Annotated in this window: 24 protein-coding genes; 15 read left to right on the forward strand and 9 right to left on the reverse strand. The window is 69.6% G+C overall.

Annotated features, from left to right (window positions below; all coding sequences use genetic code 11):
* Positions 1–32 precede the first annotated feature (32 nt).
* The gene (locus ACAM57_RS29985; RefSeq protein WP_026346475.1) at positions 33–326 is read left to right on the forward strand and encodes a hypothetical protein; all 294 of its coding nucleotides are present in this window, start codon (positions 33–35) and stop codon (positions 324–326) included.
* Between the two features lie 7 nt (positions 327–333).
* Here ACAM57_RS29985 and ACAM57_RS29990 read toward each other — a convergent pair whose 3' ends face one another.
* The 6 genes from ACAM57_RS29990 to ACAM57_RS30015 form a co-directional block, all read right to left on the reverse strand.
* The gene (locus tag ACAM57_RS29990; RefSeq protein ID WP_369659959.1) at positions 334–2,004 is read right to left on the reverse strand and encodes a thiamine pyrophosphate-binding protein; all 1,671 of its coding nucleotides are present in this window, start codon (positions 2,002–2,004) and stop codon (positions 334–336) included.
* Positions 2,005–2,041: 37 nt separating this feature from the next.
* A complete protein-coding gene (locus ACAM57_RS29995; protein WP_369659960.1) occupies positions 2,042–3,271 on the reverse strand; it encodes a pyridoxal phosphate-dependent aminotransferase in 1,230 nt (409 codons plus the stop codon).
* Positions 3,268–4,176, reverse strand: a complete 909-nt coding sequence (locus ACAM57_RS30000) for an amino acid ABC transporter substrate-binding protein (RefSeq protein WP_369659961.1) — start codon at positions 4,174–4,176, stop codon at positions 3,268–3,270. Before ACAM57_RS30000 ends, ACAM57_RS29995 begins: the two co-directional genes overlap by 4 nt.
* Before the next feature lie 100 nt (positions 4,177–4,276).
* Positions 4,277–5,815: an aldehyde dehydrogenase family protein gene (locus ACAM57_RS30005; protein ID WP_369659962.1), complete on the reverse strand. Its 1,539-nt coding sequence runs from the start codon at positions 5,813–5,815 to the stop codon at positions 4,277–4,279.
* A 150-nt stretch (positions 5,816–5,965) separates the two neighbouring features.
* Positions 5,966–6,385, reverse strand: a complete 420-nt coding sequence (locus ACAM57_RS30010; protein WP_184640276.1) for an MAPEG family protein — start codon at positions 6,383–6,385, stop codon at positions 5,966–5,968.
* Positions 6,386–6,399: 14 nt separating this feature from the next.
* Positions 6,400–7,290 carry an IclR family transcriptional regulator gene (locus tag ACAM57_RS30015; protein WP_369659963.1) on the reverse strand — a complete coding sequence of 297 codons (891 nt, stop codon included), beginning with the start codon at positions 7,288–7,290 and terminating at the stop codon, positions 6,400–6,402.
* A 217-nt stretch (positions 7,291–7,507) separates the two neighbouring features.
* Here ACAM57_RS30015 and ACAM57_RS30020 point away from each other — a divergent pair, with 217 nt between their 5' ends.
* From ACAM57_RS30020 to ACAM57_RS30050, 7 genes are read left to right on the forward strand one after another with little or no spacing between them, the layout of a single operon-like run.
* A complete protein-coding gene (locus tag ACAM57_RS30020; protein ID WP_369659964.1) occupies positions 7,508–8,581 on the forward strand; it encodes an ABC transporter ATP-binding protein in 1,074 nt (357 codons plus the stop codon).
* Positions 8,578–9,441, forward strand: a complete 864-nt coding sequence (locus ACAM57_RS30025; RefSeq protein ID WP_184640282.1) for an ABC transporter permease — start codon at positions 8,578–8,580, stop codon at positions 9,439–9,441. Before ACAM57_RS30020 ends, ACAM57_RS30025 begins: the two co-directional genes overlap by 4 nt.
* Positions 9,442–9,445: 4 nt before the next feature.
* Positions 9,446–10,240 (forward strand): ABC transporter permease, encoded by a 795-nt coding sequence (locus tag ACAM57_RS30030; protein ID WP_369659965.1) that lies wholly within the window; start codon positions 9,446–9,448, stop codon positions 10,238–10,240.
* Positions 10,241–10,546 (forward strand): (2Fe-2S)-binding protein, encoded by a 306-nt coding sequence (locus tag ACAM57_RS30035; RefSeq protein WP_369659966.1) that lies wholly within the window; start codon positions 10,241–10,243, stop codon positions 10,544–10,546.
* Entirely contained in the window at positions 10,543–11,964 is a 1,422-nt protein-coding gene (locus ACAM57_RS30040; RefSeq protein ID WP_369659967.1) for an FAD-dependent oxidoreductase, read from the forward strand. The genes ACAM57_RS30035 and ACAM57_RS30040 overlap by 4 nt, the downstream gene beginning before the upstream one ends.
* Complete coding sequence (locus tag ACAM57_RS30045; protein ID WP_369659968.1) at positions 11,961–13,115, forward strand: NAD(P)/FAD-dependent oxidoreductase; 1,155 nt, start codon at positions 11,961–11,963, stop codon at positions 13,113–13,115. The genes ACAM57_RS30040 and ACAM57_RS30045 overlap by 4 nt, the downstream gene beginning before the upstream one ends.
* Before the next feature lie 21 nt (positions 13,116–13,136).
* Positions 13,137–14,186, forward strand: coding sequence for an ABC transporter substrate-binding protein (locus tag ACAM57_RS30050; protein WP_240650655.1), 1,050 nt, complete (start codon positions 13,137–13,139; stop codon positions 14,184–14,186).
* A 123-nt stretch (positions 14,187–14,309) separates the two neighbouring features.
* Here the strand turns inward: ACAM57_RS30050 and tet are convergent, their stop codons facing one another.
* On the reverse strand, positions 14,310–15,527 hold the full coding sequence (gene tet / locus ACAM57_RS30055) for a Tet(A)/Tet(B)/Tet(C) family tetracycline efflux MFS transporter (protein ID WP_369659969.1): 1,218 nt from the start codon (positions 15,525–15,527) through the stop codon (positions 14,310–14,312).
* Between the two features lie 80 nt (positions 15,528–15,607).
* Here tet and tetR point away from each other — a divergent pair, with 80 nt between their 5' ends.
* Positions 15,608–16,261 carry a tetracycline resistance transcriptional repressor TetR gene (gene tetR, locus ACAM57_RS30060; protein ID WP_369659970.1) on the forward strand — a complete coding sequence of 218 codons (654 nt, stop codon included), beginning with the start codon at positions 15,608–15,610 and terminating at the stop codon, positions 16,259–16,261.
* Between the two features lie 6 nt (positions 16,262–16,267).
* On the opposite strand, the gene ACAM57_RS30065 is transcribed toward tetR, so the two are convergent.
* Positions 16,268–17,896, reverse strand: a complete 1,629-nt coding sequence (locus tag ACAM57_RS30065) for a GMC family oxidoreductase (RefSeq protein WP_369659971.1) — start codon at positions 17,894–17,896, stop codon at positions 16,268–16,270.
* A gap of 170 nt (positions 17,897–18,066) precedes the next feature.
* Positions 18,067–19,575: a CoA-acylating methylmalonate-semialdehyde dehydrogenase gene (locus ACAM57_RS30070; protein ID WP_369659972.1), complete on the reverse strand. Its 1,509-nt coding sequence runs from the start codon at positions 19,573–19,575 to the stop codon at positions 18,067–18,069.
* A 120-nt stretch (positions 19,576–19,695) separates the two neighbouring features.
* Here ACAM57_RS30070 and ACAM57_RS30075 point away from each other — a divergent pair, with 120 nt between their 5' ends.
* The 6 genes from ACAM57_RS30075 (at position 19,696) to ACAM57_RS30100 (ending at position 24,849) form a co-directional block, all read left to right on the forward strand.
* Positions 19,696–20,625: a LysR family transcriptional regulator gene (locus ACAM57_RS30075; RefSeq protein ID WP_369659973.1), complete on the forward strand. Its 930-nt coding sequence runs from the start codon at positions 19,696–19,698 to the stop codon at positions 20,623–20,625.
* Positions 20,626–20,773: 148 nt separating this feature from the next.
* Positions 20,774–21,940 carry an MlaE family ABC transporter permease gene (locus ACAM57_RS30080; protein ID WP_369659974.1) on the forward strand — a complete coding sequence of 389 codons (1,167 nt, stop codon included), beginning with the start codon at positions 20,774–20,776 and terminating at the stop codon, positions 21,938–21,940.
* A gap of 163 nt (positions 21,941–22,103) precedes the next feature.
* Entirely contained in the window at positions 22,104–22,928 is an 825-nt protein-coding gene (locus ACAM57_RS30085; protein ID WP_369659975.1) for an ABC transporter ATP-binding protein, read from the forward strand.
* 9 nt (positions 22,929–22,937) lie between these two features.
* The gene (locus tag ACAM57_RS30090; protein ID WP_126022381.1) at positions 22,938–23,897 is read left to right on the forward strand and encodes an MlaD family protein; all 960 of its coding nucleotides are present in this window, start codon (positions 22,938–22,940) and stop codon (positions 23,895–23,897) included.
* 27 nt (positions 23,898–23,924) lie between these two features.
* Positions 23,925–24,590: an ABC-type transport auxiliary lipoprotein family protein gene (locus tag ACAM57_RS30095; RefSeq protein ID WP_369659976.1), complete on the forward strand. Its 666-nt coding sequence runs from the start codon at positions 23,925–23,927 to the stop codon at positions 24,588–24,590.
* Positions 24,591–24,627: 37 nt separating this feature from the next.
* Positions 24,628–24,849 carry a hypothetical protein gene (locus tag ACAM57_RS30100; protein ID WP_126022383.1) on the forward strand — a complete coding sequence of 74 codons (222 nt, stop codon included), beginning with the start codon at positions 24,628–24,630 and terminating at the stop codon, positions 24,847–24,849.
* Positions 24,850–24,855: the final 6 nt, after the last annotated feature.

The following is a 24,855-nucleotide window of genomic DNA, read 5'->3' on the forward strand; positions in this document are numbered from 1 at the left end:
ACCGCCGGAGGAAACAAGCCATGTCCCCATCCATGTCAGAAAGCGAACGCATCGCCCTCGCCGCCCGCCTCCACGTGGCGCTGCGGCGAAAGCACGGCCGCGTGACCGACACCGAATGGATGGCGACCAACGCCGAGTACGCCGCCGAGATCGTGCGCATGACGCGCGCGCACGCCGCCGACACCAAGGACGAGGAGCTCTACCTGCTCGCCACCCGCCTGGAGCAGGCGATGGAACCGCTGGCACGCGCCGCGCGCCTGGCGGCGCGCCAGCCCGACGGCCAGCCGCCCACGCCCCCACCCCGGTACGTAGGCGGCCTGCGCTGAGGCTTGCTCAGCCCTCCAGCGCAGCCTTGCGAATCGACTGCAGCGTGCTGCCCGGCGTGATGGCCTCCGGGTCCAGCAGGCAGTGCAGGATCGCCGGCTTGCCGCTGGCGCGCGCACGGGCCAGCGCGGGGCCGAACTCTTCGGTGCTCTCGACGCGCTCGCCGTGCCCGCCGAACACCTCCGCGTAACCACGGAAGTCCGGGTTCTTCAACTGCGTGGCACTGATGCGGCCGGGGTAGTGCTTTTCCTGGTGCATGCGGATGGTGCCGTACATGGCGTTGTCCAGCAGCACCACGATGATCGGCAGCCCGTACTGCACGGCGGTGGCGAATTCCTGGCCGTGCATCATGAAGTCGCCGTCGCCCGCGAACACCACCACCTCGCGCTGCGGCCACAGCCGCTTGGCGCCGACGCCGGCCGGCAGGCCGTAGCCCATGGAGCCGCTGGTGGGAGCGAGCTGGCTCGCGTACGCGCGGAACGGCCAGAAGCGGTGCACCCAGGTGGCGAAGTTGCCCGCGCCGTTGCAGAAGATGGTGTCGGCCGGCAGCACCTCGCGCAGGTGCTGCATGACCTCGCCCATCTGCAGCGCGCCCGGAATGCGGATCGGCGACGGGTCGCTCCAGCGCAGGAAGTCTTGGCGAGCGGTCTTCGTTTCCGCTGCCCAGGCCGGAACCTGCGCGGGGCGCAGCGTGGAAACGGCTTCGGCGAATGCCTGCGGCGTGGCATGGATGCCCAGCGCCGGGCGATACAGCTTGCCCAGCTCGTCGGCGTCGGCATGCACGTGCACCAGCGCCTGCTTCGGCTGCGGGATGGACAGCAGCTCATAGCCCTGCGACGGCACCTCCGACAGGCGCCCGCCGGCCAGCAGGATCAGGTCGGCGTTGCGGATGCGCTCCAGCATCTTCGGATTGACGCCCAGCCCGAGGTCGCCCGCGTAGCAGGGGTGCTCGGCAGACATCAGCATCTGGCGGCGGAACGAGCAGTACACGGGCAGCGAGAACGCCACCGCGAAATCCGCGAACTGGCCCGCTGCCTTCTCCGACCAGCGGCTGCCGCCCACGATGGCCACCGGCCGCTGCGCCTGCAACAGGCGCTGCTGCAGTTCGGCGAGCTGCCCGGCGCCTGGATGGGTTTCGGTGACGGCATAAGGCTGCGCGTCGGCAACCGTCGCGGCCTCGGTCAGCATGTCTTCCGGCAGCGCGATCACCACCGGGCCGGGCCGGCCCGAGGTGGCGACATGGAAGGCGCGCGACACCAGCTCGGGCACGCGCGCCGGGTCGTCGATCTGCACCACCCACTTGGCCATGGTGCCGAACACCGCGCCGTAGTCCAGCTCCTGGAAGGCCTCGCGGCCCAGCGCGTCGCGCGCGACCTGGCCGACGAAGAGCAGCAGCGGCGTCGAGTCCTGGTGCGCGATGTGCACGCCCGCCGATGCATTGGTGGCGCCCGGCCCGCGCGTCACGAAGCACACGCCCGGCCTGCCGGTGAGCTTGCCCTGGGCCTCGGCCATCATCGTCGCGCCGCCTTCCTGGCGGCACACGGTCACTTCGATGGAGGCGTCGTGCAGCGCGTCGAGCACGGCGAGAAAGCTCTCGCCGGGCACGCAGAAGAGCTGCTCGACGCCGTGGGTGACGAGCTGGTCGACCAGGATCTGGCCGCCGGTGCGGGGTGTGGTCATGGGGTTTCCGATGAAATGAAACAGGCCGATGGGTCGCTCACTCGAGCGCGGCGCAGGCGGCGGCGATGCGCTCGCAGGCCTCCTGCAGCTGCGCCATCGAGGTCGCGTATGAGATCCGGAAATACGGCGCCAGCCCGAACACGCTGCCCGGCACCACCGCCACCTCGAAGTCCTGCAGCAGGTAGCGGCAGAAGTCGCTGTCGCTGTGCAGCAGAGTGCCGCCGCGCGTGCGCCTGCCGAGCACGCCGGCGCAGCTCGCGAATGTGTAGAACGCGCCCTCAGGCACGCGGCAGTGCAGGCCCGGCGCGCGGTTCAGCGCGGCGACCACGAAGTCGCGCCGCGCCTGGAAGTCGGCGCAGCGCTGGGCCACGATGTCCTGCGGCCCGGTCAGCGCCTCGATGGCGGCCGCCTGGCTGATGGACGAGGGGCAGGAGGTGGTCTGGCTCTGCACCACCGCCATCGCTGCAATCAGCGCGCGCGGCCCCGCGCCGTAGCCCACGCGCCAGCCGGTCATCGCATAGGCCTTGGACACGCCGTTCACCGTCAGCGTGCGCTCGCGCAGGCGCGGCTCCACCGCCACCGGCGTGGCGAAGGCCAGACCGTCGTAGAGGATGTGCTCGTAGATGTCGTCCGCCAGCACCCAGACCTGCGGATGGCGCAGCAGCACCTCGCACAGCGGCTTGAGCTGCGCAGCGCTGTAGGCCGCGCCGCTCGGGTTCGAGGGCGAATTCAGGAAGAGCCAGCGCGTGCGCGGCGTGATGGCCGCTTCGAGCTGCGCCGCGTCGAGCCTGAAGCCGTTCGCTTCGGTACAGGCCACCGGCACGGGTACGCCGCCGCAGACCTGCACGATGTCGGCGTACGAAGTCCAGTACGGCGCGGGCAGGATCACCTCGTCGCCCGGGCCCAGGCTGGCCATCAGCGCGTTGAAGATCACCTGCTTGGCGCCCGCGCTTACGCTGATCTCGTCGAGCGCGAAGTCGAGCGCGTTGTCGCGCCTGAATTTCAGCTGCACCGCCGCCTTCATCGCCGGGCTGCCGTCGAGCACCGTATAGCGCGTGTCGCCCAGGCCGATGGCGCGCACGGCAGCGTCGCGCACGTTCTGCGGCGTGTCGAAGTCGGGCTCGCCCGCACCCAGAACGATCACCGGGCGGCCCGCGCGCTTGAGCGCGTTGGCGTGGTCGGTGATGCGCAGGATCTCCGAGACGCCGATGGCGCGCACGCGCTGCGCAGGAGAAAAGACGACGGGGGCGACTGTGTCTGCGGTCACTTGGCGTAGGCCTCCAGCGGCTTGTCGTTGGGCTCGGCGATGAGCTGCTTCAGCGTCGCGCTCATCGGCAGGTTCAGGCTGGTGTTCTTCGGCGGAATGGCTGCGACGAACCACTTGCCGTAGATCTTCTCGAGCTCGCCGCTCTTCATCATGCGGCGCAGCGAGTCGTCCACCGCCGACTTGAAGGCCGGGTCGTCCTTGCGGAACAGCAGCGCGATCGGCTCCGAGCCCAGCGGCTCGCCCACGATGCGGTAGGCCGAGGGGTTCTTCGAGTTCGCGATGATCCCGGCCAGCAGGTTGTCGTCGAGCACGAAGGCATCGGCGCGGCCCGCCTCCATCAGCAGGAAGCTCTCCAGGTGGTCCTTGCCGAGCAAGGTGTTGTACGAGACGTTCTGCGCGCGCTCGCGCTTGCGAAGAAGCTGCACCGCGGTGGTGCCGGAGGAGGCCGACACGTTGCGGCCCGCGAGCTGGTCGAGGCTGGTGATGCCCGAGTCGACCCTGGTGGCCATGCGCACCTCGCTCACGTAGGTGGTGAGCGCGAAAGCCACCAGCTGCTGGCGCGCCATGTTGTTGGTGGTGGGGCCGCAGCCGATGTCCAGTGTGCCGTTCTGCACCAGCGGGATGGTGTTCTGCGCGGTCACGGCCATGTATTCGAGCCTGGCCTGCGGCGCGATGTCCTTCAGCACGCGCTCGCACAGCTCGACGTGATAGCCCACGTACTTCTCGCCCGCGCCCAGCATGTAGGCCATGGGCGGCGAAGCCTCGCGCACGCCGAGCACCACCTTGCCGCTGGACCTGATCTTGTCGAGCGTGCCGCCGGCGGCGGCGGCGGTCTGCGCGGTGGCGCCGAACGAAAACGCGAGCAGGCCGCCTGCTGCGGCGATGGTCTTGAAGGAAATCCTCATTTCTTCTGTCTCCTGGTTGTGGTTCTGGTTGCAGTGAAGGCATGCGGCTGCCCGCCTGGCGCGCGAAGCGGCAGGCCCCGGGCAGTCCGGAAGCGGTCGGTCAGTCGCCGATGTCGAAGGTCACGCCTTGTGCAAGGGGCAAGGCGGTCGAGTAGTTGATGGTGTTGGTGGCGCGGCGCATGTACGCCTTCCAGCTGTCGGAGCCGGCTTCGCGTCCGCCGCCGGTTTCCTTCTCGCCGCCGAAGGCACCGCCGATCTCGGCGCCGCTCGGGCCGATGTTGACGTTGGCGATGCCGCAGTCCGAGCCCGAGCTCGACATGAAGCGCTCGGCCTCGCGCATGTTCAGCGTGAAGATCGACGACGACAGGCCCGCGCCCACCGCGTTGTGCTGCTCGATGGCCTCGTCGAGCGAGCTGTAGCGCACCACATAAAGGATGGGCGCGAAGGTCTCGCGCAGCACCGGGCCCTCGTGCGACTTCAACTCCACCAGCGCCGGGCGCACGTAGTAGGCGTCCTTCGTGCCGATGCCGTCCACGCGCTGGCCGCCGTGCACCGTGGCACCGGCCTCGCGGCTTTCGGAGAGCGCCTTCTGCATGCCGTCGAAGGCCGCGCGGTCGATCAGCGGGCCGACCAGCGTGCCGGCCTCGCGCGGATCGCCCACCTGCACGTTGCCGTAGACCTTGGCGAGCTTGGGCACCAGCTGTTCGTACACGCTCTCGTGCACGAAGAGGCGGCGCAGCGTGGTGCAGCGCTGGCCGGCCGTGCCCATGGCCGCGAAGGCGATGCCGCGCAGCGCGAGGTCGAGGTCGGCCGAGGGCGTGACGATGGCGGCGTTGTTGCCGCCGAGTTCGAGAATGGCGCGGGCGAAGCGCGCGGCCAGCTTCGGCCCCACCTGCCGGCCCATGGCGGTCGAGCCGGTGGCCGAGAGAACGGGCACGCGGTGGTCGTCCACCAGCAGCTCGCCGATGTCGCGCTGGCCCAGCAGCAGGCCCAGCAGGCCTTCGGGCGCGTCGCCGAAGCGTGCGATGGCGCGCTGCGCGATGGCGTGCACGGCCAGCGCGGTCAGCGGCGTCTTTTCGGAAGGCTTCCACACCACCGGGTCGCCGCACACCAGCGCCAGCGCCGCGTTCCACGACCACACCGCCACCGGGAAGTTGAAGGCCGAGATCACGCCGCACACGCCCAGCGGATGCCAGGTTTCCATCATCCGGTGCTCCGCGCGCTCGGTGGCCAGCGTGAGGCCGTAGATCTGGCGCGAAAGGCCGACTGCGAAGTCGCAGATGTCGATCATCTCCTGCACCTCGCCCGCGCCCTCGGACGGAATCTTGCCGGCCTCCAGCGTCACGAGACGGCCCAGGTCGGCCTTGGCGGCGCGCAGTTCCTCGCCCAGCAGCCGCACCAGCTCGCCGCGGCGCGGCGCCGGCACGTTGCGCCAGGCCTTGAAGGCCTCGTGCGCGCGGCCGATCACCGCCGTCGCTTCGGCCGGCGAGGTCTGCGGCACCTGCGCCACCACTTCGCCGCTGACGGGCGAACGCACCGTCAGCTCGCCGCCGATGTGGGCCGCGCGGGGCACGCCCAGGCGCTGCAGCAGCTGTTCGACTTCGGTGGCGACGGGATGAGAGGTCTGGGCTTCGGACATGAGCACGCTCCGGGGGACAGGTGAAGGGAAAACGGGAAGGCGGCGAGAGGCCTGATCCGGCCAATATCAGCGAATCCCGCGCGATTGCCTAATGAAAATATGGAAGGACCTGATGCGTTTCAGGAAGGATCCCGGCCTTTTGATGTGCGTCTAGCGCACCAACCGGGCCGCCGCCAGGACCCACAGCGCCACCAGCACCGCATTGCTCGCCGCGAACACGTACAACCGGTGCAGCACGTGGTTGTAGGTCAGGTGCACCGCGCTATGCAGCGCCCGCAGCCCCACGTAGGCCCAGGCCAGCCACACGGCCGCGGGCGTCGGCTGCGCCGCCACGTAGAAGACCAGGCACACCACGTAGAACAGCACCGGCAGCTCCAGCAGGTTCATGTAGTTGCGGTTGGGAATGCGCACCGCATCCGGCACCGCCGCCGACTCGCCCAGCCTGAAATCGGCCGCCCGGACTTCGCGGCGCAGAACGGCGCGCACGCGCGTGAAGGGAATGAGCAGCAGCACCATGCCGGTGAGGGCCGCGAGGGCGAAGACGGGGTAGAGGATCGAGGGGTTGTTCATGGTCGGCTCCCTGCTCAGCCCGCCCCCGAGGGCTCAGGCAACGGAATCTTCTGCCCCGCCGGCGAACTCGCCAGGCTCTGCGCCGGCCGCCTCAGCGTCGCATCGAAGGGGTTGATCCTCGGCCCGATCACCGCCGCCTCGCGTTTCAGCAGCTCCACCACCGTCGGCATGCGGTCGGCGTTGAGCCGGTCGGCGATGGTGCCCACGCTCAGCGCGGCCACCGCGCGGCCTTCGCGGTCGAGGATGGGCACGGCCACGCCGGCCATGCCTTCGAGCAGGCCGGTGTTGCGCCCCGCGTAGCCCTGCTGCCGCACGCGCTCGATCTCGGTGCGCAGGTAGACCTCGTCGTACACGCCGTACTCGCGAACGCGCGAAAGGTTGAAGCGGATCACCTCCTCGCGCTCGGCCTCGGGCAGGAAGGCCAGGATCGCCAGCGCACCTTGCCCCACGCCCAGCGCGATGCGCCCGCCGATGTCGCCGGTGAAGGAGCGGATGGGAAAGGGCCCTTCGCTCCGGTCGAGGCACACGGCGTCGAAGCCGCTGCGCGCCAGCAGGAAGATGCTGTCGCCGAGGCTAGCGCACAGCCGCAGCAGCACGGGCCGGCAGATGGAGCGCAGGTCGCCGGGGTTGCCCGCGCTGGCGGCCAGCGCGAAGAAATCGATGCTCAGGCGGTAGAGCTTGCTGCGCTCGTCCTGCTCGACCATGCCTTCGGCGATGAGCGACTGCAGCAGCCGGTGCGTGGTGGCCTGGGTGAGGCCGACCGAGCGCGCGATCTGCGTCACGCGCCCGCCCTCGGCCTGCACCGCGCCGAGCGCGCGGATCACCGAAAAGACGCGCGGCACGCCGCCGCTGGCCGCCGCGTTCGCCCCTGCGCCGGCCGGGGTGTTCGCCGAAGAGCTATCCATACCTTCCTCCTGCGGAATTCGATTCATTGATCGAAGCCATGATATTCCATTGAACGGAATAAATTGAAGAAAGATTCTGATTAATGGAATACCCGAGGCGATGTGGCTCAATCGTTGCAATAGAGTGAATCAAGGACAGCAAGCTGTCCATGGCCCGCACCAAGTCGAAGCAAGGTGCCTGAAGCCATCTTTTCGCCCCCGAAGAAAGGCCCGTTCCATGTCATTCCTGCGGCTCACCGACGTGACCAAGTTCTATGGCGCCACCCGTGCGGTGACGGACATGAATCTCTCGGTGGAAAAGGGCGAGTTCGTCTCGCTGCTCGGTCCTTCGGGCTGCGGCAAGACGACCACGCTCCAGATGATCGCGGGCTTCGAGGCGGTGAGCAGCGGCCGCATCGAGCTCGCGGGCAAGGACATCACGCACGCCAAGGCCAACACGCGCGGGCTGGGCATCGTGTTCCAGACCTACGCCCTCTTCCCGCACATGACGGTGGCCGACAACGTGAGCTTCGGCCTCGAGATGCGCAGGATGCCGAAGGCCGAGCGCACCGAACGGGTGAAGCAGGCGCTGGCGCTGGTGCACCTCGAGCAGCATGCCGCGCGCTACCCGCGCGAGCTTTCGGGCGGCCAGCGGCAGCGGGTGGCGCTGGCGCGCGCGCTGGTGATCGAGCCGCCGGTGCTGCTGCTGGACGAGCCGCTGTCGAACCTCGACGCCAAGCTGCGCGAGGAGATGCAGTTCGAGCTGCGCCAGATCCAGCGCAAGGTCGGCACCACCACGGTGATGGTCACGCACGACCAGAGCGAGGCCATGTCGATCAGCGACCGCGTGGTGGTGATGGAGGGCGGGCGCGCCACGCAGATCGATCATCCGCAGCGCGTGTACGAGCATCCGGGCACGCGCTTCATCTCCACCTTCGTGGGCAAGGCCAACCTGCTGGACTGCCGCGTGTCGGGCAGCGGCCCCGGGCGCACCTGCGTGGAGGTGGGCGCGCTCTCGCTGGACGTGGACGACACCGGCTTCAGTGTCGACGCCGCCGCGCTGCTGAGCGTGCGGCCCGAGAAGCTGCAGCTGGTGGCGCCGGGCCAGGGCCGCATCGACGGCGAGGTGCAGGAGCGCTTCTTCCTCGGCAGCCAGTGGCTCTACCGCGTGGCGACTTCGGTGGGCGAGCTCATGGTGCTGAGCCCCAACGACGGGCGCGAGGCCCTCGCCGAAGGCAGCCGTACGGGCATCGACTGGCCGGCGCATTGCATGCGGCTTCTGCCGGCCGATGAAAGGGCTGTCGCGGCATGAGCAGCGCATCGAAAAGCAAGGCCACCGCATGGTGGCTCTCCGGCCCCGCGCTGCTGCTGTTCACGGTGCTGCTGGTGGTGCCGCTCGGGCTCACCGCAGTGCTGTCGTTCAACGTCTACGACCCTGCCACGGGGCCGAAGTCGGGCGAGTTCACGCTCGCGCACTACGCGCTGGTGTTCTCCGACTCCTACTACCTCGGCATCTTCTGGCGCACCTTCTGGGTCTCGGCCCTGGTCACGCTGATCTGCGTGCTGATCGGCGCGCCCGAGGCCTATGTGCTCAGCCGCATGCGCAACCCGTGGCGCTCGGCGCTGCTGCTGGTGGTGCTCGCGCCGCTCTTGGTCTCGGTGGTGGTGCGGGCCTTCGGCTGGAGCATGCTGCTGGGGCCCGAGGGCGCGGTGAACGCGCTGCTGCAGCTGCTGGGCATCGGGCCGGTGAAGATCCTCTACACCAGCGCGGCAGTGGTCATCGCGCTGGTGCACGTGATGCTGCCCTTCATGGTGATCCCGGTGTGGACCTCGCTGCAGAAGCTCGACCCCGGCGTGGAGAACGCCGCCCTCTCGCTCAACGCCACGCCCTTCACCACGCTGCGGCGCATCGTGCTGCCGCAGGTGATGCCGGGCATTCTCTCGGGCAGCCTGATCGTGTTCGGGCTGGCGGCGAGTTCCTTCGCCATCCCGGGGCTCCTGGGCGGACGCCGGCTGAAGATGGTCGCGACCATCGTCTACGACGAGTACCTGAGCGAACTCAACTGGCCGCTGGGCGCGGCGGTGGCGCTGGTGCTGCTCGTCGCCAACCTGGCGGTGATGCTCAGCTACAACCGCCTGGTCGAAGGCCGCTACAAGAAAGCGCTGGGGTGAACCGATGAGCAGAAACGGCCCCATCGCCCTCGCGTTCAACGCGCTGGTCATCGTCTTCATGCTGGCGCCGCTGGTGGTGGTGTGCATCGTGGCGTTCACGCCCGAGAACACGCTGACCATCCCCACCACGCACTTCTCGCTGCGCTGGTTCGAGGCGGTGTTCGCGCACCCCGACTTCATGCAGTCGTTCTGGAACAGCCTGTGGCTCGCGCTGAGCTCGGCCACCATCGCGACGCTGCTCGCGGTGCCGGCCGGCATGGCGATCACGCGCTACGAGTTTCCGGGGCGCGACTTCCTCAACGGCCTGTTCCTCTCGCCGCTGATCGTGCCGCACCTGGTGCTGGGCGTGGCGCTGCTGCGCCTGTTCTCGCTGGTGGGTGGCGCTGGCAGCTTCGGCTGGCTGGTGCTGGCGCATGCGCTCATCGTCACGCCCTACACGCTGCGGCTGGTGGTGGCGGCGCTGGTGGGCTTCGACCGCAGCGCCGAGCAGGCCGCGCTCTCGCTGGGCGCGAACCAGGCCACCGTGTTCCGCCGCATCACGCTGCCGATGATCCTGCCGGGCGTGACCGGCGGCTGGATGCTGTCGTTCATCAACAGCTTCGACGAAGTGACGATGTCGATCTTCGTCACCTCGCCGAGCACGGTGACGCTGCCGGTGCGCATGTACATGTATGCGACAGAGTCCATCGACCCGCTGATGGCCGCCGTGTCGGCGCTGATGGTGGCGGTGACGGCCTTCGCGATGGTGCTGCTCGATCGCGTCTACGGGCTCGACCGCGTGCTGGTGGGGCGCAGATAGATGACCATGAAAACACACGCATTGCTCCACCGCGTGGCCGAGAAGACCGGCCGCGCGACGGTGCCCTTCACGCTCGACGGCCAGCCGGCTAGCGCACTGGCCGGCGACACCGTGCTGACCGCCGTGCTCACCCAGTGCGGCCAACTGCGCCGCAACGAGTTCAGCGGCCTGCCGCGCGCGGGCTTCTGCATGATGGGCGCCTGCCAGGACTGCTGGATCTCCACCGGCGAAGGCGAGCGCGTTCGCGCCTGCTCGACATTCATCGCGCCGGGCATGGCGCTGGTCACGGGAAAGGACGGCGCATGACCGCGACAGCAACACCGGCAGCGACAGGCGAAGTCCGCCCGGTGATCGTCGGCGCAGGTCCGGCCGGCGTGCGCGCCGCGCAAACGCTCGTGGCGCACGGCCTGAAGCCGGTGGTGATCGACGAGGCCTCGCGCGCCGGCGGCCAGATCTACCGCCGTCCTCCTCCCGGCCTGACGGCGCGCGACAAGCAGACGCTCTACGGCTTCGAGTCGAAGCGCGCCGACGCTGTGCACAACGCCTTCGAGGCGCTGCAGGGCCGCATCGAACACCATGCCGACAGCCTCGCGTGGAACGCGCAGGACCAGGCGCTCGACGTGATGCACAACCCCACGCGCAGCAACCGCCGCGTGCCCTACAGCCACCTCATCGTCGCGACCGGCGCCACCGACCGCGTGCTGCCGCTGCCGGGCTGGACGCTGCCGGGCGTCTACACGCTGGGCGGCGCGCAGGTGGCGCTCAAGTTCCAGGGCTGCGCCATCGGGCGGCGCGTGGTGTTCATGGGCACCGGGCCGCTGCTCTACCTGGTGGCTTATCAATATGCGAAGGCCGGCGTGGACGTGGCCGCGGTGCTCGACACGGCGCACCTGGCCGACCAGATCGCCGCCGCGCCGGCGATGCTGGCGCAGCCGGCCGTGCTCGCGAAGGGCATGTACTACGTGGGCTGGCTGCGCGCGCACGGCATTGCACTGCATGGCGGCGTGCGCCCGCTGCGCGTGCTCGGCGACGAGGCGCAGGGCCGCGTCACCGGCGTGGCCTGGCTCGACGGCGGGAACGAGCGCACGATCGAATGCGATGCGATCGGCTTCGGCTACGCGCTGCGCTCGGAGACGCAACTCGCCGACCTGCTCGGCTGCCGCTTCGACTACGCGCCGCTGCACCGCGCGCACCTGCCGGTGCGCGACGCGGCTGGGCGCTCCAGCGTGCAGGGCGTGTACCTCGCGGGCGACGGAGCCGGCATCATGGGCGCGGATGCGGCCGAGTGGGCTGGCGAGCGCGCAGCGCTGGCGCTGCTGCAGGATGCCGGCATCGCCATCGACACCGCGCGTGCGTCGGAGCTCGAACGCAAGCTCGAAAAGCTCGCCGGCTTCCGCCAGGGCCTGGAGCGCGCCTTTCCCGTGCCGCAGGACTGGGCGGAGAACGCGGCCGACGACCTCGTCATCTGCCGCTGCGAGAACGTCACCGCCGGCACGTTGCGCCAGACCATCGCCAACACCGGCGCCGACGAGATGAATCGCCTGAAGGCCCTGTCGCGCGTCGGCATGGGCCGCTGCCAGGGGCGCATGTGCGGCGCGGCCGCGGCCGAGATCCTCGCGCACGCGACGCGGCAGCCGCTGCAGCAGGTTGGCCGGCTGCGCGGGCAGGCGCCGATCAAGCCGATCCCGATCCGGCTCGTGCCGGCCGAAGGGAGCGGCGCATGAGTTCGATCAGGAAGCTTCGCACCGACGTCGCCATCGTCGGCGGCGGCATCGTCGGCTCTTCCGCCGCACTGGCCCTGCGCCGCATGGGCATCGGCGTGGTGCTGCTGGAGCGCGACCTCTGCGGCTCACGTTCCAGCGGCGTGAACTACGGCGGCGTACGCCGCCAGGGCCGGCCGGTGAGCCAATTGCCGCTGGCGCAGCGAGCACACCGCATCTGGGGCGGTCTTGCCGGGCTGCTGGGCACCGACGGCGAATACATCCGCTCGGGCCACTTCAAGATCGCGCGCAGCGAATCCGACATGGCTTCGCTCGAGCGCTACCGCGCGCTGAGCAGCGATTTCGACCTGGGCCTGGAGCTGATCTCCGGCGCGCGACTGCGCGAGCAGTGCCCGTGGCTGGGTACGCGCGCGGTGGGTGGCTCGCTCTGCGCGGAAGACGGGCAGGCCAATCCGCGCCTGGTGTCGCCCGCCTTCGCGCTGGCGGCGCAGCGCGCGGGCGCGCAGGTATTCGAGCGGCACCGGGTCGACGAGGTGGCGCACGACGGCGCCATGTTCATGGTGCGCAGCGGCAACGCGCTCGAAGTGCAGGCGCCGGTGCTGCTGAACTGCGCGGGCGCGTGGGCCGGCGCCATCGCCAGCCAGTTCGGCGAGACACCGCCGATGTATTCGCGCAGCCCGCTGATGGCGGTGACCGAGCCGGTGCCGCATTTCATGAAATGGAGCCTGGGCGTGGAAGGCGGCGGCATCTACTGCCGGCAGGTGGAGCGCGGCAACGTGGTGCTGGGCGGCGGCTCCGGCATCACGCTCGACGCCGAACGCTCGCGTGCAGAACGCGAGGGCATCGCCACGCTCGCGGTGCAGGCGATCGAACTGCTGCCGGTGCTGCGCCACGCGCACATCATCCGCACCTGGGGCGGCACCGAGGGCTACCTGCCCGACCGCGAACCGGTGCTGGGCCCAAGCCGCACCACGCCGGGCCTGTTCCACGGCTTCGGCTTCGCGGGCGCGGGCTTCCAGATCGGCCCGGCCGCCGGCGAGGTGCTGGCCGAGCTGGCGCGCGACGGCCGCACCGACACCCCCATCGACGCCTTCGCCATCGAGCGCTTCGACGGCGCCGACGAATCCCTCACCGCATCCGCATCCCCCACCTGAACCTGAATGGAGAGCATCGCCATGTCCAAGAAGTCATCGATCAGAACCCTCCCGCTGCTGGCCGCGCTGCTCGCGGCCGCCGGCATCGCCGGTGCGCAGACCAAGACCCTCTACATCGGCATGAACGGCGGCACGATGGAGAAGGCGTACACGCAGTACGTCTTCCCGGCTTTCGAGAAGGCCTACGGCGCGAAGGTGGTGGTGGTGCCGGGCACCTCGTCCGACATCCTCGCCAAGGCGCAGGCCAACAAGGACAAGCCGCAGATGCACGTGATGTTCCTCGACGACGGCGTGATGGTGCGCGCCATCGGCATGGGCCTGTGCCAGAAGCAGAAGCCCAGCCAGTCGCTCAGCGAAATCTACCCGGCCGCGCGCTTCAAGGACGACATGGCCAGCGGCGTGAGCCTGGGCATGACGGGCCTGGCCTACAACGCGAAGATGTTCAAGGAGAAGGGCTGGGCGCCGCCCACCTCCTGGATGGACCTGGCCGATGCGAAGTACAAGGGCAAGGTGGTGTTCCAGTCGGTGTCGTCGTCCTCCTTCGGGCTGCACGGCTTCCTGATGTTCAACCGCATCCAGGGCGGCAACGACAAGAACGTGGAGCCCGGCTTCAAGGCCTGGCCCACCACCATCGGGCCGAACGTGCTGGAGTACATCCCGAGCTCGGCCAAGCTCTCGGAGATGGTGCAGACCGGCGAGGCCGCGATCTTCCCGCTCACGCCCACGGCCGTGGCCGCGATGAAGAGCAAGGGCATTCCGGTGGAATACGCACCGCCCAAGGAAGGCGCGGTGGTGCTCATGGTCGGCCAGTGCGTGATCGCCAACAACACCGAGCCCGAGCTCTCGCAGAAGCTCGCCGAGTTCCTGCTGAGTCCGCTGGCGCAGGCCAACGTGCTGCAGTACGGCGCGCAGATTCCCACCAACCCGAAGGCGCCGGTGGTGGGCGACGGCGTGGCCCAGGTGGCCGACATCAACAAGTGGATGAAGACCGCCGTGACCATCGACTGGGAAAGCATCAACGCGAACCGCCCGGCGTGGAACGCGCGCTGGAACAAGACGATAGAAAAATAAAGCTCGCCCCCAGGCTGCGCGCACTTCGTGTCGCTTCGCCAACCCCCTACCGGGGGCAACACCTGAGGCCCGGCAAAGCCGGTTCCTCGGTGTTTCTGGCATCGGACCGAAGTCAGACCGGAGCTATGGCTTGGGAGTCTTGCGCAGCAGCACGGGCATGCACAGCAGGTACACCACCGCGCCCGCCAGCCACGCGATGCCGGGAAAGCGCAGGCGAAAGGCGAAGTAGAGCTGGCTGATGAGCAGCGGCCCGAACACCGAGGCCAGGCTGGACAGGCTCGCGAGCACGCCCTGCAGCCGTCCCTGCTCGGACTCGCCCACGCGGGCCGAGAGCATCGACTGCAGCGCGGGCGCGCCGATGCCGCCCGTGCACAGTAGCGGCAGCAGTGCGAGCGCCATCCAGCCCTGCGTGGCGAAGGCCAGCAGCGCATAGGCGGTGCAGTCGGCCGCGGTGCCGATGGCGATGGCCGCGCGCTCGCCCCAGCGCTCGACCAGCGGGCCCGCGACGAAGCCCTGCATCAGCGCCTGGATCAGCCCGAAGACCGCGAGCGAGACGCCGACCATGGTGCCGTTCCACGCGAACTTGTCCTCGCCGTAGAGCACCCAGGTCGTGCCCGCGACCTCGCCCACCAGCATCAGCACGGTGAACACGCCGAGGATGGGCAGCAGCGCGGGAAAGCTCTTCGCCCAGCGCAGCGGTGCGAGCGGGTGCAGCACGCCGCGGTCGAAGGGCTGGGAGGCGAGCTTCGGCGGGCGCGACTCGCGCAGCAGCAGCAGGGCCGCGAGGAAGGTCAGGCCGTTGAGCACCGCGGCTGCGATGAAGGGCAGCCGCACGCCGTGGTCGCCGAGCACGCCGCCGAGCGCCGGCCCCGCGATGAAGCCGATGCCGAAGCAGGCGCCCATGCGGCCGAACCAGCGCGCGCGCTGGTTCTCGGGCGTGAGGTCGGCGATGGCAGCGGAGGCCACCGCCATGTTGGCCCCGGTCATGCCGGCGATCGCGCGGCCCACGAACAGCATCCACAGCGACGGCGCGAAGGCCATGAAGAGCGCGTCGACGGCGGCGCCCGCCACCGAGACCAGCAGCACCGGGCGGCGCCCGAAGCGGTCGCTGAGCGCGCCGAGCACCGGCGCGCAGAGGAACTGCATCAACGCGTAGAGCGAGAGGAATGCGCCGAAGCGCCAGCCGAGGTCACCGGTATGGCCGACCTCGCGTAGCAGGCTGGGCACGATCGGCATGACCAGGCTGATGCCGATCGCGTCGAGCGTGACGATCGCGAGGATCACGGCATGCGCATGGCGGCCGCTCGCGAAAGGGGTTGGGAGGGTGCTTGAATTTATCATTGATAAGAATTATCAGCGATAAATTCCGGGCTGTGAAGTACGCTCTCCGGTCGACATCGGCACGCACGCACATCGGAAGAATGAAACTGGACCGCGAAGTGATCCTCGAGACGGCGCTCACGCTGCTCGACGAGGTTGGAATGGACAAGCTCAGCACGCGCCTGCTGGCCGAGCGGCTCGGCGTGCAGCAGCCCGCGCTGTACTGGCACTTCAGGAACAAGCGCGCGCTGCTCGACGCGATGAACGGCGAGATCCTGCGCCGCGTGCACGAGCGCAAGCTGCCGCAGCCCGGCGAGACCTGGGACGCCTTTTTGCGCGAGAACGCCCGCAGCTTCCGCCGCGCGCTGCTGGCACGGCGCGACGGTGCGCGGCTGCATGCGGGCTCCGAGCCCGATCCGGCCGATCTCGACATGGTCGAGGCGCAGCTCGCTTCGGTGGTCCGGCTGGGCCTGCCCGCGCCGCAGGCGATGACGCTGCTGATCGCGCTGGGCCGCTACACCGTGGGCTGCGTGCTGGAGCAGCAGGCGACGCCGCCCGACGCGGCCGAGCAGCAGCAGGCGCTCGATGCCGCCGCGGCCTCGCGCCCGCTGCTGGCCGAGGCTTTCGCCAACTACCGCCGGGCCGGGCCCGACGCGCTGTTCGAGATCGGCATCGACCTCATGCTGGAAGGCGCGAAGGCGCGCATGGCGGGCAATGAGCCGCCCAAGCGCCGCACTGCCGCACCGCGCCGCTGAAGCCGATCAGCGGTTGTCCTCGACGATCCAGCCCGCGGCCTTCTCGGCCATCATGAGCGTCGGGCTGTTGGTGTTGCCGCTGGTGATGGTGGGCATCGCGCCCGCATCCACCACGCGCAGGCCCTGCACGCCGCGCACGCGCAGGCGCGAATCGAGTACCGCCGCGGGGTCGTTGTCCGCCCCCATCCTGGTGGTGCCCACCGGATGGAAGATGGTGGTGGCGATGTCGCCGGCCAGGCGCGCCAGGTCCTCGTCGGTCTGGTATTGCACGCCGGGCTTCCATTCCTCGGGCTTGTACTTGGCGAGCGCGGGCTGCTCGGCGATGCGGCGCGTGACGCGCAGCGACTCGGCCGCCACCTTGCGGTCCTCGTCGGTGCTCAGGTAGTTGGGCGCGATGGCCGGGGCGTCCTCGAAGCGGTTGCTGCGGATGCGCACCGAGCCCCGGCTCGTCGGGTTGAGGTTGCACACGCTCGCGGTGAAGGCCGGGAAGCTGTGCAGCGGATCGCCGAAGGCATCGAGCGACAGCGGCTGCACGTGGTACTGCAGGTTGGGCCATTCGCGGTCTGGCGAGCTGCGCGTGAAGGCGCCAAGCTGCGAGGGCGCCATGCTCATCGGGCCGCTGCGCTTGAGCACGTATTCGAGGCCGATCTTCGCCTTGCCGATCATCGACGAGGCCATCACGTTGAGCGTGGGTGCGCCGGAAATCTTGTAGACCGCGCGGATCTGCAGGTGGTCCTGCAGGTTGGCGCCGACGCCGGGCGCGTCGACCACCACGTCGATGCCATGCTGCCTCAGCAGTTCGGAGGGCCCCACGCCCGAGAGCTGCAGGATCTGCGGCGAGCCGATGGCGCCGGCGCTCAGAACCACTTCGCGCGTGGCGCGCACCGTGACCTTCTCGCTGCCGTTCCACACCTCGGCGCCGGTGCAGCGGCGCGTGCCGTCGGGCTGCGTCTCGAAGAGCAGGCGCGAGACCTGCGCGCCGGTCCAGAGCTCGAAGTTGGGCCTGCCGTAGCAAGTCGGACGCAGGAAGGCCTTGGCGGTGTTCCAGCGCCAGCCGTTCTTCTGGTTGACCTGGAAGTAGCCCACGCCCTCGTTGTTGCCGCGGTTGAAATCGGTGGAGTGCGGCACGCCGGCCTGCACCGCCGCTTCGGCAAATGCGTCGAGGATGTCCCAGCGCAGCCGCTGCTTCTCGACGCGCCACTCGCCGCCCGCGCCGTGCATCTCGTCGGCGCCCAGGTAGTGGTCTTCGTGCTTTTTGAAGGCCGGCAGCACGTTCTGCCAGCGCCAGCCGTCGTCGCCGGTGAGGTCGGCCCAGTGCTCGTAGTCGCGCGACTGGCCGCGCATGTAGATCATGCCGTTGATGCTGGAGCAGCCGCCCAGCGTCTTGCCGCGCGGATAGCGCAGCACCCGGCCGTTGAGGCCCGCGTCGGGCTCGGTGCTGTAGAGCCAGTCGGTGCGGGGGTTGCCGATGCAGTACAGGTAGCCGACCGGAATGTGGATCCAGTGGTAGTCGTCCTTGCGGCCCGCCTCGATGAGCAGCACGCGCCGGTTCTTGTCGGCGCTCAGGCGGTTCGCCATGAGCGAGCCGGCGGTGCCGGCGCCGATGACGATGTAGTCGAAGGTGGTCTCGCTCAAGTGGTTGTCTCCTTCTGCTTCGTTCTTGTTTGGTCAGGGCGCCGCACCACGCCGATGCCAGTATCTGTCAGTACCAGTGCTCCCGCGGAACCGGCTCCGCCGGGCCGCCGGGAGCGCCCCCTCGAGGGGGGATGCGAGCGACACGAAGTGCGCGAGAGTCGGGGGTGGGCCTACTTTGCCGTGGGCATCACGAACTCGGCGCCCTTGCCGATGCTTTCCGGCCAGCGCTGCATCACCGACTTCTGCTTCGTGTAGAAGCGCACACCCTCTTCGCCGTAGGCGTGCATGTCGCCGAAGAGCGAGCGCTTCCAGCCGCCGAAGCCGTGCCAGGCCATAGGCACCGGGATCGGCACGTTGATGCCGACCATGCCCACCTGGATGCGGCGGCTGAATTCGCGCGCCACGTTGCCGTCGCGGGTGAAGCAGCTCACGCCGTTGCCGAACTCGTGCGCGTTGACGAGGTCGATCGCGTCCTTGAAGTTGGCCACGCGCACGCAGCTGAGCACCGGGCCGAAGATCTCTTCCTTGTAGATGCGCATCTCGGGCGTGACGTGGTCGAAGAGCGTGCCGCCCATCCAGAAGCCATCGCCGCAGCCTTCGCCCGCCTGGTTGCCGTCGAACTTGCGGCCGTCCACCAGCAGCTTCGCGCCTTCCTTCTCGCCCAGGTCGATGTAGCCGGTGATGCGCTCGTGCGCGGCGCGGGTGACGATGGGGCCCATCTCGGCCGCGAGGTTCTCGCCGTTGAGCACCTGCAGCGTCTTCGTGCGCTCGATGAGCTTGGGAATGATCTTGTCGGCCACGTCGCCCACCAGCACCGCCACGCTGATGGCCATGCAGCGCTCGCCGGCCGAGCCGTAGCCGGCGCCGATCAGCGCGTCCACGGTCTGGTCGATGTCGGCATCGGGCATCACCACCATGTGGTTCTTCGCGCCGCCCAGGGCCTGCACGCGCTTGCCGTGGCGGGCGCCGGTCTCGTAGATGTAGTTGGCGATGGGCGTGGAGCCGACGAAGCTGATGGCCTTGACGTCGGGGTGCTCCAGCAGCGCGTCGACCGCGGCCTTGTCGCCCTGCACCACGTTGAACACGCCGTCGGGCAGGCCGGCTTCCTTCAGCAGCTCGGCGATGCGCAGCGAAGGCGTCGGGTCGGTCGGGCTGGGCTTGAGGACGAAGGTGTTGCCCGCGGCGATGGCCACCGGGAACATCCACATCGGCACCATCACCGGGAAGTTGAAGGGCGTGATGCCGGCGACCACGCCCAGAGGCTGGCGCAGCGTCCAGTTGTCGATGCCGGTGCTGACCTGGTCGGTGTAGTCGCCCTTGAGCAGCTGCGGGATGCCGCAGGCGAACTCGACGATGTCGATGCCGCGGCTGACTTCGCCCTGCGCGTCGGTGAAGACCTTGCCGTGCTCGGCGGTGATCATGTGGGCCAGCTCGTCCTTGTGCTCGTTGAGCAGCTGCAGGAACTTGAACATCACGCGCGCGCGGCGGATCGGCGGCGTGTCGGCCCAGCCCGGGAAGGCGGCCTGCGCGGCTGCGACGGCGGCCGAGACCTGGTCCGCATTGGCCAGGCCGACCTTGCCGGTGACGGCGCCGGTGGCGGGGTTGGTCACGTCCTGCGTGCGGCCGGAGGTGTTGGCGGCGGGCTTGCCGGCGATGAAGTGGTCGATGGAAGTAGGCATGGGGAGAACCCTGATGGAGGCGGTGTCGGGAGGAGGAGTGCGGCCAGTTTAGGCAGCGCGTTGTTCCCCGCCTAGTCACGATGCTTGAACTTATTGTTCGCATTGGCGAACAATGCAGGCATGAAACCCCAAAATATCGAGTCGCTCTGGACGCACCTGCACTGGCTCACGGTGCTGGCGCAGCAGGGCAGCTTCACCGCCGCCGCGCTGCGCCTGGGCGTGAGCAAGGCGGCCATGAGCCAGCGCATCGCCGAGCTCGAGCGCGCGGCCGGCGCGCCGTTGGTGCAGCGCACCACGCGCAGCGTGCGGCTCACCGAGGCCGGCCAGCGGCTGGTGGAAGACATGCGCGGCCCCTTCGAGCAGATCGCCCACAGCTTCGCCGGCGTGCGCGACCTCGCGGGCGTGCCGCGCGGGCTGGTGCGGGTGACCGCGCCGGTGGCCTTCGCGCGCCAGCAGCTGGTGCCCCGGCTGGCCGACTTCCTGCGCGCGCAGCCCGAGGTGCGCATCGAACTCGACCTGTCCGATCGGCTCAGCTCGCTCGCGATGGAGGGCTTCGACCTCGCCATCCGCCACACGGCCGCGCCGCCCGACACGCACGTCGCCTGGACGCTGTGCGAGACCCGCTCGGTGCTGGTGGCCAGCCGCGCCTACCTGCGCCGCCGCGGCACCCCGCGCGAGCCCCAGGCCCTGGCCGGTCACGACTGCCTGCACTACCCCCGCGCGCAGGAAACGCCGACCTGGCACTTCGAGGCCAAGGCATCAGCGCCGCGCATCACGGTGCCGGTCTCGGGTCCGCTGGTGGCCAACAACAGCGAGGCGCTGCGCGACGCGGCGCTGACCGGGCTGGGCATCGCGCTGGTGCCCGACTTCAGCGCGCAGTCGGCGCTGCAGTCGGGCAAGCTGCAGCAGGTGCTGCCGCAATGGCGCTCGGTGGGCGCCTTCGGCGAGCGCCTGTATGCCATACGGCCCTACGCCACGCACGTGCCGCAGGCGGTGACGGCCTTCGTGGGCTGGCTGCGCGAGGCGCTCTCCGATGGCTTCGCGCCCTGAGGAAATCATGAAGAAACGGCGTGGTGCCCTACGCGAACGAAGGGTCTGGCGCACCTTGACCGCGGATGCACGCGGTTACGATGCGCGCACCCGGCACGGGTTTTGTTAACTTTCCCCCTCACCCGCCTCACTTATTTCTCATCCAGCCATGTCTCCCGCTCCATCGCCTGCCGACGCCTCCGCCGCCGACAGCGCGTGGCCCCGCGTCGGGCAACGTGAGCAGGAGGGCCGCCAATGGACGGTGGCCAGCGGCCGCTGGACCACGCTGGCGATGTCGTCCAAGCCGGCATGGCAGGCGCTGGACCAGAGCCTGAAGGCGGCCCCGCCGGCCGACGACCGTGCCTGGGACCTGCGGCCCATCGAGCAACTCGACCACATCGGCGCGCAGCTGCTGTGGGAGCACTGGCGCCATGAGTGGCCCGCCACCATCGAGTTGTCGCCGCAGCACAAGGCCGTGCTCGACCAGGTGGCGCAGTACACCGTCGCGACGCCCGACGAGCCCTCGCCCACGCTGAACGACCGCATCCGCGAGTTCTCGCACAACGGGCCGCGCGTGATGTACGTGGTGCGCGACTTCACCGCGCTGATCGGCCAGCTCGCGCTCGACCTGTGCCGGCTGGCACGCGCGCCGCACCGCGGACCGTGGCGCGATTTCTCCGGGCACCTGTATCAGTTCGGCGCGACGGCGCTGCACATCACGGCGCTGGTCGGCCTGCTGATCGGCGTGGTGCTGGCCTACCTGATCTCGCAGCAGCTGCGCCAGTACGGCGCCGAGACCTTCGTGGTGAACATCCTCGGGCTCTCGCTGATCCGCGAGCTGGGGCCGGTGCTGGCCGCCGTGCTGATCGCCGGCCGCTCGGGCTCGGCCATCACGGCGCAGATCGGCGTGATGCGCGTGACCGAAGAGCTCGACGCGATGCGCGTGATGGGCATCCCGCACGGCTTTCGCCTGGTGATGCCGCGCGTGCTGGCGCTGGCCATCGCAATGCCGCTGATCAGCCTGTGGACTTCGATGGCCGCGCTCGCGGGCGGCATGCTCGCGGCCGACGCTGCGCTCGACATTTCGCCGGCCTATTTCCTCTCGGCCCTGCCGCGCGCGGTGCCGATCTCGAACCTGTGGCTGGCCATGGCCAAGTCGGCGGTATTCGGCATCCTGATCGCGCTGATCGGCTGCCACTTCGGCATGAAGGTCAAGCCCAACACCGAGAGCCTCGGGCGCGGCACCACCTCGTCGGTGGTGACGTCGATCACTGCCGTGATCCTGGTCGATGCATTGTTCGCCGTGCTCTTCAAGGGTATCGGCTTCCGAGCGTGAACATGACGCACTCCCCCAGTCTTCGCGCACTTCGTGTCGCTTCGCCAACCCCCTCGCCGGGGGCGACACCCGCGGCCCGGCAAAGCCGGTTCCGCGGTGTCCCTGGCCTCGGCCATGCGGTGTTCACGGATCGCGCACCTCGCTGGCGAAATGGAGCAGCCGCATGAGCATGCCCGTGCGCCCCGACACCGACGCCACCGTGGTGGACATCCGCGGGCTGTGGACCGTGTTCCAGAGCGCCGACGGCGAGCAGGTGGTGCACCGCGACCTGCAGCTGCACATCGACCGCGGCGAGGTGCTCTCGCTGGTCGGCGGCTCGGGCACGGGCAAGACGGTGCTGCTGCGCCAGATTCTCGGGCTGGAGAAGCCCACGCGCGGCCACGTGGAGGTGCTGGGCCAGGAGCCCGGCGAGCTCAGCGCCTCGGGCGCGGCCAACGTGGGCATGCTGTTCCAGCACGGCGCGCTGTTCTCGGCCTTCAGCGTGCTGGAGAACATCGCCTTTCCGCTGCGCGAGCTGAAGCTGCTGCCCGACGAGCTCATACGCCACGCGGCGCTGGTGAAGCTGCAGATGGTGGGCCTGGGCCCGCAGCACGCAAACAAGAGCCCGGCCGATCTCTCGGGCGGCATGATCAAGCGCGTGGCGCTGGCGCGCGCGCTCATCATGGACCCGCCGCTGCTGCTGCTGGACGAACCCACGGCCGGCCTCGACCCCGAGGCCTCCGACAGCTTCTGCGACCTGCTGCGCGGCCTGCACCGCGAGCTGGGCCTCACGGTAGTGATGGTCACGCACGACCTGGACACGCTGTTCGACCTGAGCACCCGCATCGCGGTGCTGGCCGACCAGAAGGTGATCGTCACGGGCGCGGCGCGCGAGGTCATCGCGTATCCGCATCCCTTCATCCACGAATACTTTCTCGGCGGGCGCGGCCAGCGCGCCCTCGAAGCGCTGCATGACAAGCCGGCCCCCGAGCGGGCCGCTGAAAGGTAGGTAGCCACCATGGAAAACAAGGCCCACGCACTCGCCGCCGGCGCCTTCGTGCTCGGACTGATCGCCGCGCTCGTCGCGCTGGTGGTCTGGTTCACGCGCGACAACACCGTGCGCAACATCTACGAGCTCTCCACGCGCGACGCGGTCAGCGGCCTGCAGCCGCAGGCCATGGTGCGCTACCGCGGCATCGCGGTGGGCAAGGTGGCGTCGATCGACTTCGACCCGAAGGTCAAGGGCAACGTGCGGGTGCGCATCACGGTCGACGAGCGTGTGCCGCTCACCACCTCCAGCTTCGCCACGCTGAGCTACCAGGGCGTGACCGGCCTGGCCTTCATCGCGCTGGACGACAAGGGCGAATCGACCGTCGCGCTCAAGCCCAACAACGACGACCCGCCGCGCATTCCGCTCAAGCCCTCGATGCTGGCGCAGCTGCAGGACCGCGGCGAGGCCATCATCAACCAGGTCGAGGAAGTGACCAAACGCGCCAACCAGCTGCTGAGCGATCCCAACCAGAAGCGCGCGGCCGACGCGCTGGAGAACATCGCGGCCGCTTCGGCCAGCGCCAACACGCTGCTCAAGACGCTCGACAACACGGTGAAGACCGGCCTGAACCCTGCGCTGACGAAGCTGCCCGACACCATGGCCTCCGTGAAGAAGGCCGCCGGCGACGTCTCGCGCGTGGCCAACAACTTCAACACCACCGTGGGCCGCCTGAACGCGCCCGACGGTCCGGTCGAGCGGCTGAGCGACGGCACCAAGGCGCTGGCGCAGGCGGTCGATTCGTTCAACGCCGCCACGCTGCCGCGCGTGAACCGCGTGGCCGACGACACCTCGCACGCGGTGCGCCGGCTGGGCCGCGCGGCGGACAGCATCAACGACAACCCGCAATCGCTGCTGTTCGGCAACGGCGGCGCGGCCGCGGGCCCGGGCGAGCCGGGCTTCCAGGCGCCGGCCGCGACGCGGCCCTGATTCCCGACCGAGGGAGGATCACCGACCATGAACGCCATTCGCAAGACCCCCGCCGCCCTCGCGCTCGGCTGCGCCCTGCTGCTGGCCGCAGGCTGCGGCGCGCTGCCCGACAAGCCCGCGCGCGCCACGCTCTACGACTTCGGCCCCGGCCCGGCGATGCCGGCCCCGGCCGCCGCACCGGCCAGCCTCCCGACGCTCTCGCTGGCCGAGTTCGAGAGCAACACCCGCCTCGAAGGCACGCAGATCCTCTACCGCCTGGGCTACGCCGACGCCAACGAGCTGCGGCCCTACGGCCAGTCGCGCTGGAGCCTGCCGCCCTCGCAGCTGCTGCGCCAGCGGCTGCGCGACACGCTCTCGGAGCGCCGCATGGTGCTCGGCCCCGAAGAGGCGGCCACCATCTCGCGCGGCCGTGGCGAGGCGCCGGACACGCTGCGCATCTCGCTGGACGAGTTCAGCCACTACTTCGAGTCGGCGAGCGCCAGCATGGGGCTGGTGCGCCTGCGCGCCACGCTGGTCCGCACCACGACCGGCGGCGACCGGGTGCTGGGCCAGCGCCTGTTCACGGTGCGCCGCCCCGCGCCCAGCGCGGATGCGCCCGGCGGCGTGAAGGCGCTGATCGCGGCCAGCGACGCGGCCGTGGCCGAGGTCGTGCAGTGGGTGGACCAGTTGCAGCAGCAACAGCCGCGGCAGTAATCTGCGGCACCACACGGAAAGGAAGGAGCCTCGCCTCATGAACGCAACACGCATCGTCGGCATCCTGCTGATCGTGGCCGGCATCGCCGTGCTGGCCATGGGCAGCTTCAGCTTCACCAAGGAAACCCACCAGGCCAAGCTCGGGCCGCTGGAGTTCTCGGTGAAGGAGAAGGAAACGGTCAACCTGCCCGTGTGGGCCGGCGTGGCCGTGATCGTGGTGGGCGGGGCGCTGGTGCTGCTGGGGGGCCGGAAGGGCTGAGCGCCC

It is taken from the genome of Variovorax sp. V15 (assembly GCF_041154425.1).
GTDB classification, from domain to species: Bacteria; Pseudomonadota; Gammaproteobacteria; order Burkholderiales; family Burkholderiaceae_C; genus Variovorax; species Variovorax guangxiensis.

Excerpts from the sequence above, each read along its gene's own strand:
- ACAM57_RS29985 (WP_026346475.1), top strand. The coding sequence starts at position 33 with ATGTCAGAAAGCGAACGCATCGCCCTCGCCGCCCGCCTCCACGTGGCG.
- ACAM57_RS30085 (WP_369659975.1), top strand. The coding sequence starts at position 22,104 with ATGAGCATGCCCGTGCGCCCCGACACCGACGCCACCGTGGTGGACATC.
- ACAM57_RS30035 (WP_369659966.1), top strand. The coding sequence starts at position 10,241 with ATGACCATGAAAACACACGCATTGCTCCACCGCGTGGCCGAGAAGACC.
- ACAM57_RS30040 (WP_369659967.1), top strand. The coding sequence starts at position 10,543 with ATGACCGCGACAGCAACACCGGCAGCGACAGGCGAAGTCCGCCCGGTG.
- ACAM57_RS30090 (WP_126022381.1), top strand. The coding sequence starts at position 22,938 with ATGGAAAACAAGGCCCACGCACTCGCCGCCGGCGCCTTCGTGCTCGGA.
- ACAM57_RS30030 (WP_369659965.1), top strand. The coding sequence starts at position 9,446 with ATGAGCAGAAACGGCCCCATCGCCCTCGCGTTCAACGCGCTGGTCATC.
- ACAM57_RS30020 (WP_369659964.1), top strand. The coding sequence starts at position 7,508 with ATGTCATTCCTGCGGCTCACCGACGTGACCAAGTTCTATGGCGCCACC.
- ACAM57_RS30070 (WP_369659972.1), bottom strand. The coding sequence starts at position 19,575 with ATGCCTACTTCCATCGACCACTTCATCGCCGGCAAGCCCGCCGCCAAC.
- ACAM57_RS29990 (WP_369659959.1), bottom strand. The coding sequence starts at position 2,004 with ATGACCACACCCCGCACCGGCGGCCAGATCCTGGTCGACCAGCTCGTC.
- ACAM57_RS30005 (WP_369659962.1), bottom strand. The coding sequence starts at position 5,815 with ATGTCCGAAGCCCAGACCTCTCATCCCGTCGCCACCGAAGTCGAACAG.
- ACAM57_RS30050 (WP_240650655.1), top strand. The coding sequence starts at position 13,137 with ATGTCCAAGAAGTCATCGATCAGAACCCTCCCGCTGCTGGCCGCGCTG.
- ACAM57_RS30025 (WP_184640282.1), top strand. The coding sequence starts at position 8,578 with ATGAGCAGCGCATCGAAAAGCAAGGCCACCGCATGGTGGCTCTCCGGC.
- tetR (WP_369659970.1), top strand. The coding sequence starts at position 15,608 with ATGAAACTGGACCGCGAAGTGATCCTCGAGACGGCGCTCACGCTGCTC.
- ACAM57_RS30100 (WP_126022383.1), top strand. The coding sequence starts at position 24,628 with ATGAACGCAACACGCATCGTCGGCATCCTGCTGATCGTGGCCGGCATC.
- tet (WP_369659969.1), bottom strand. The coding sequence starts at position 15,527 with ATGATAAATTCAAGCACCCTCCCAACCCCTTTCGCGAGCGGCCGCCAT.
- ACAM57_RS30080 (WP_369659974.1), top strand. The coding sequence starts at position 20,774 with ATGTCTCCCGCTCCATCGCCTGCCGACGCCTCCGCCGCCGACAGCGCG.
- ACAM57_RS30015 (WP_369659963.1), bottom strand. The coding sequence starts at position 7,290 with ATGGATAGCTCTTCGGCGAACACCCCGGCCGGCGCAGGGGCGAACGCG.
- ACAM57_RS30000 (WP_369659961.1), bottom strand. The coding sequence starts at position 4,176 with ATGAGGATTTCCTTCAAGACCATCGCCGCAGCAGGCGGCCTGCTCGCG.
- ACAM57_RS30010 (WP_184640276.1), bottom strand. The coding sequence starts at position 6,385 with ATGAACAACCCCTCGATCCTCTACCCCGTCTTCGCCCTCGCGGCCCTC.
- ACAM57_RS30095 (WP_369659976.1), top strand. The coding sequence starts at position 23,925 with ATGAACGCCATTCGCAAGACCCCCGCCGCCCTCGCGCTCGGCTGCGCC.
- ACAM57_RS30075 (WP_369659973.1), top strand. The coding sequence starts at position 19,696 with ATGAAACCCCAAAATATCGAGTCGCTCTGGACGCACCTGCACTGGCTC.
- ACAM57_RS30045 (WP_369659968.1), top strand. The coding sequence starts at position 11,961 with ATGAGTTCGATCAGGAAGCTTCGCACCGACGTCGCCATCGTCGGCGGC.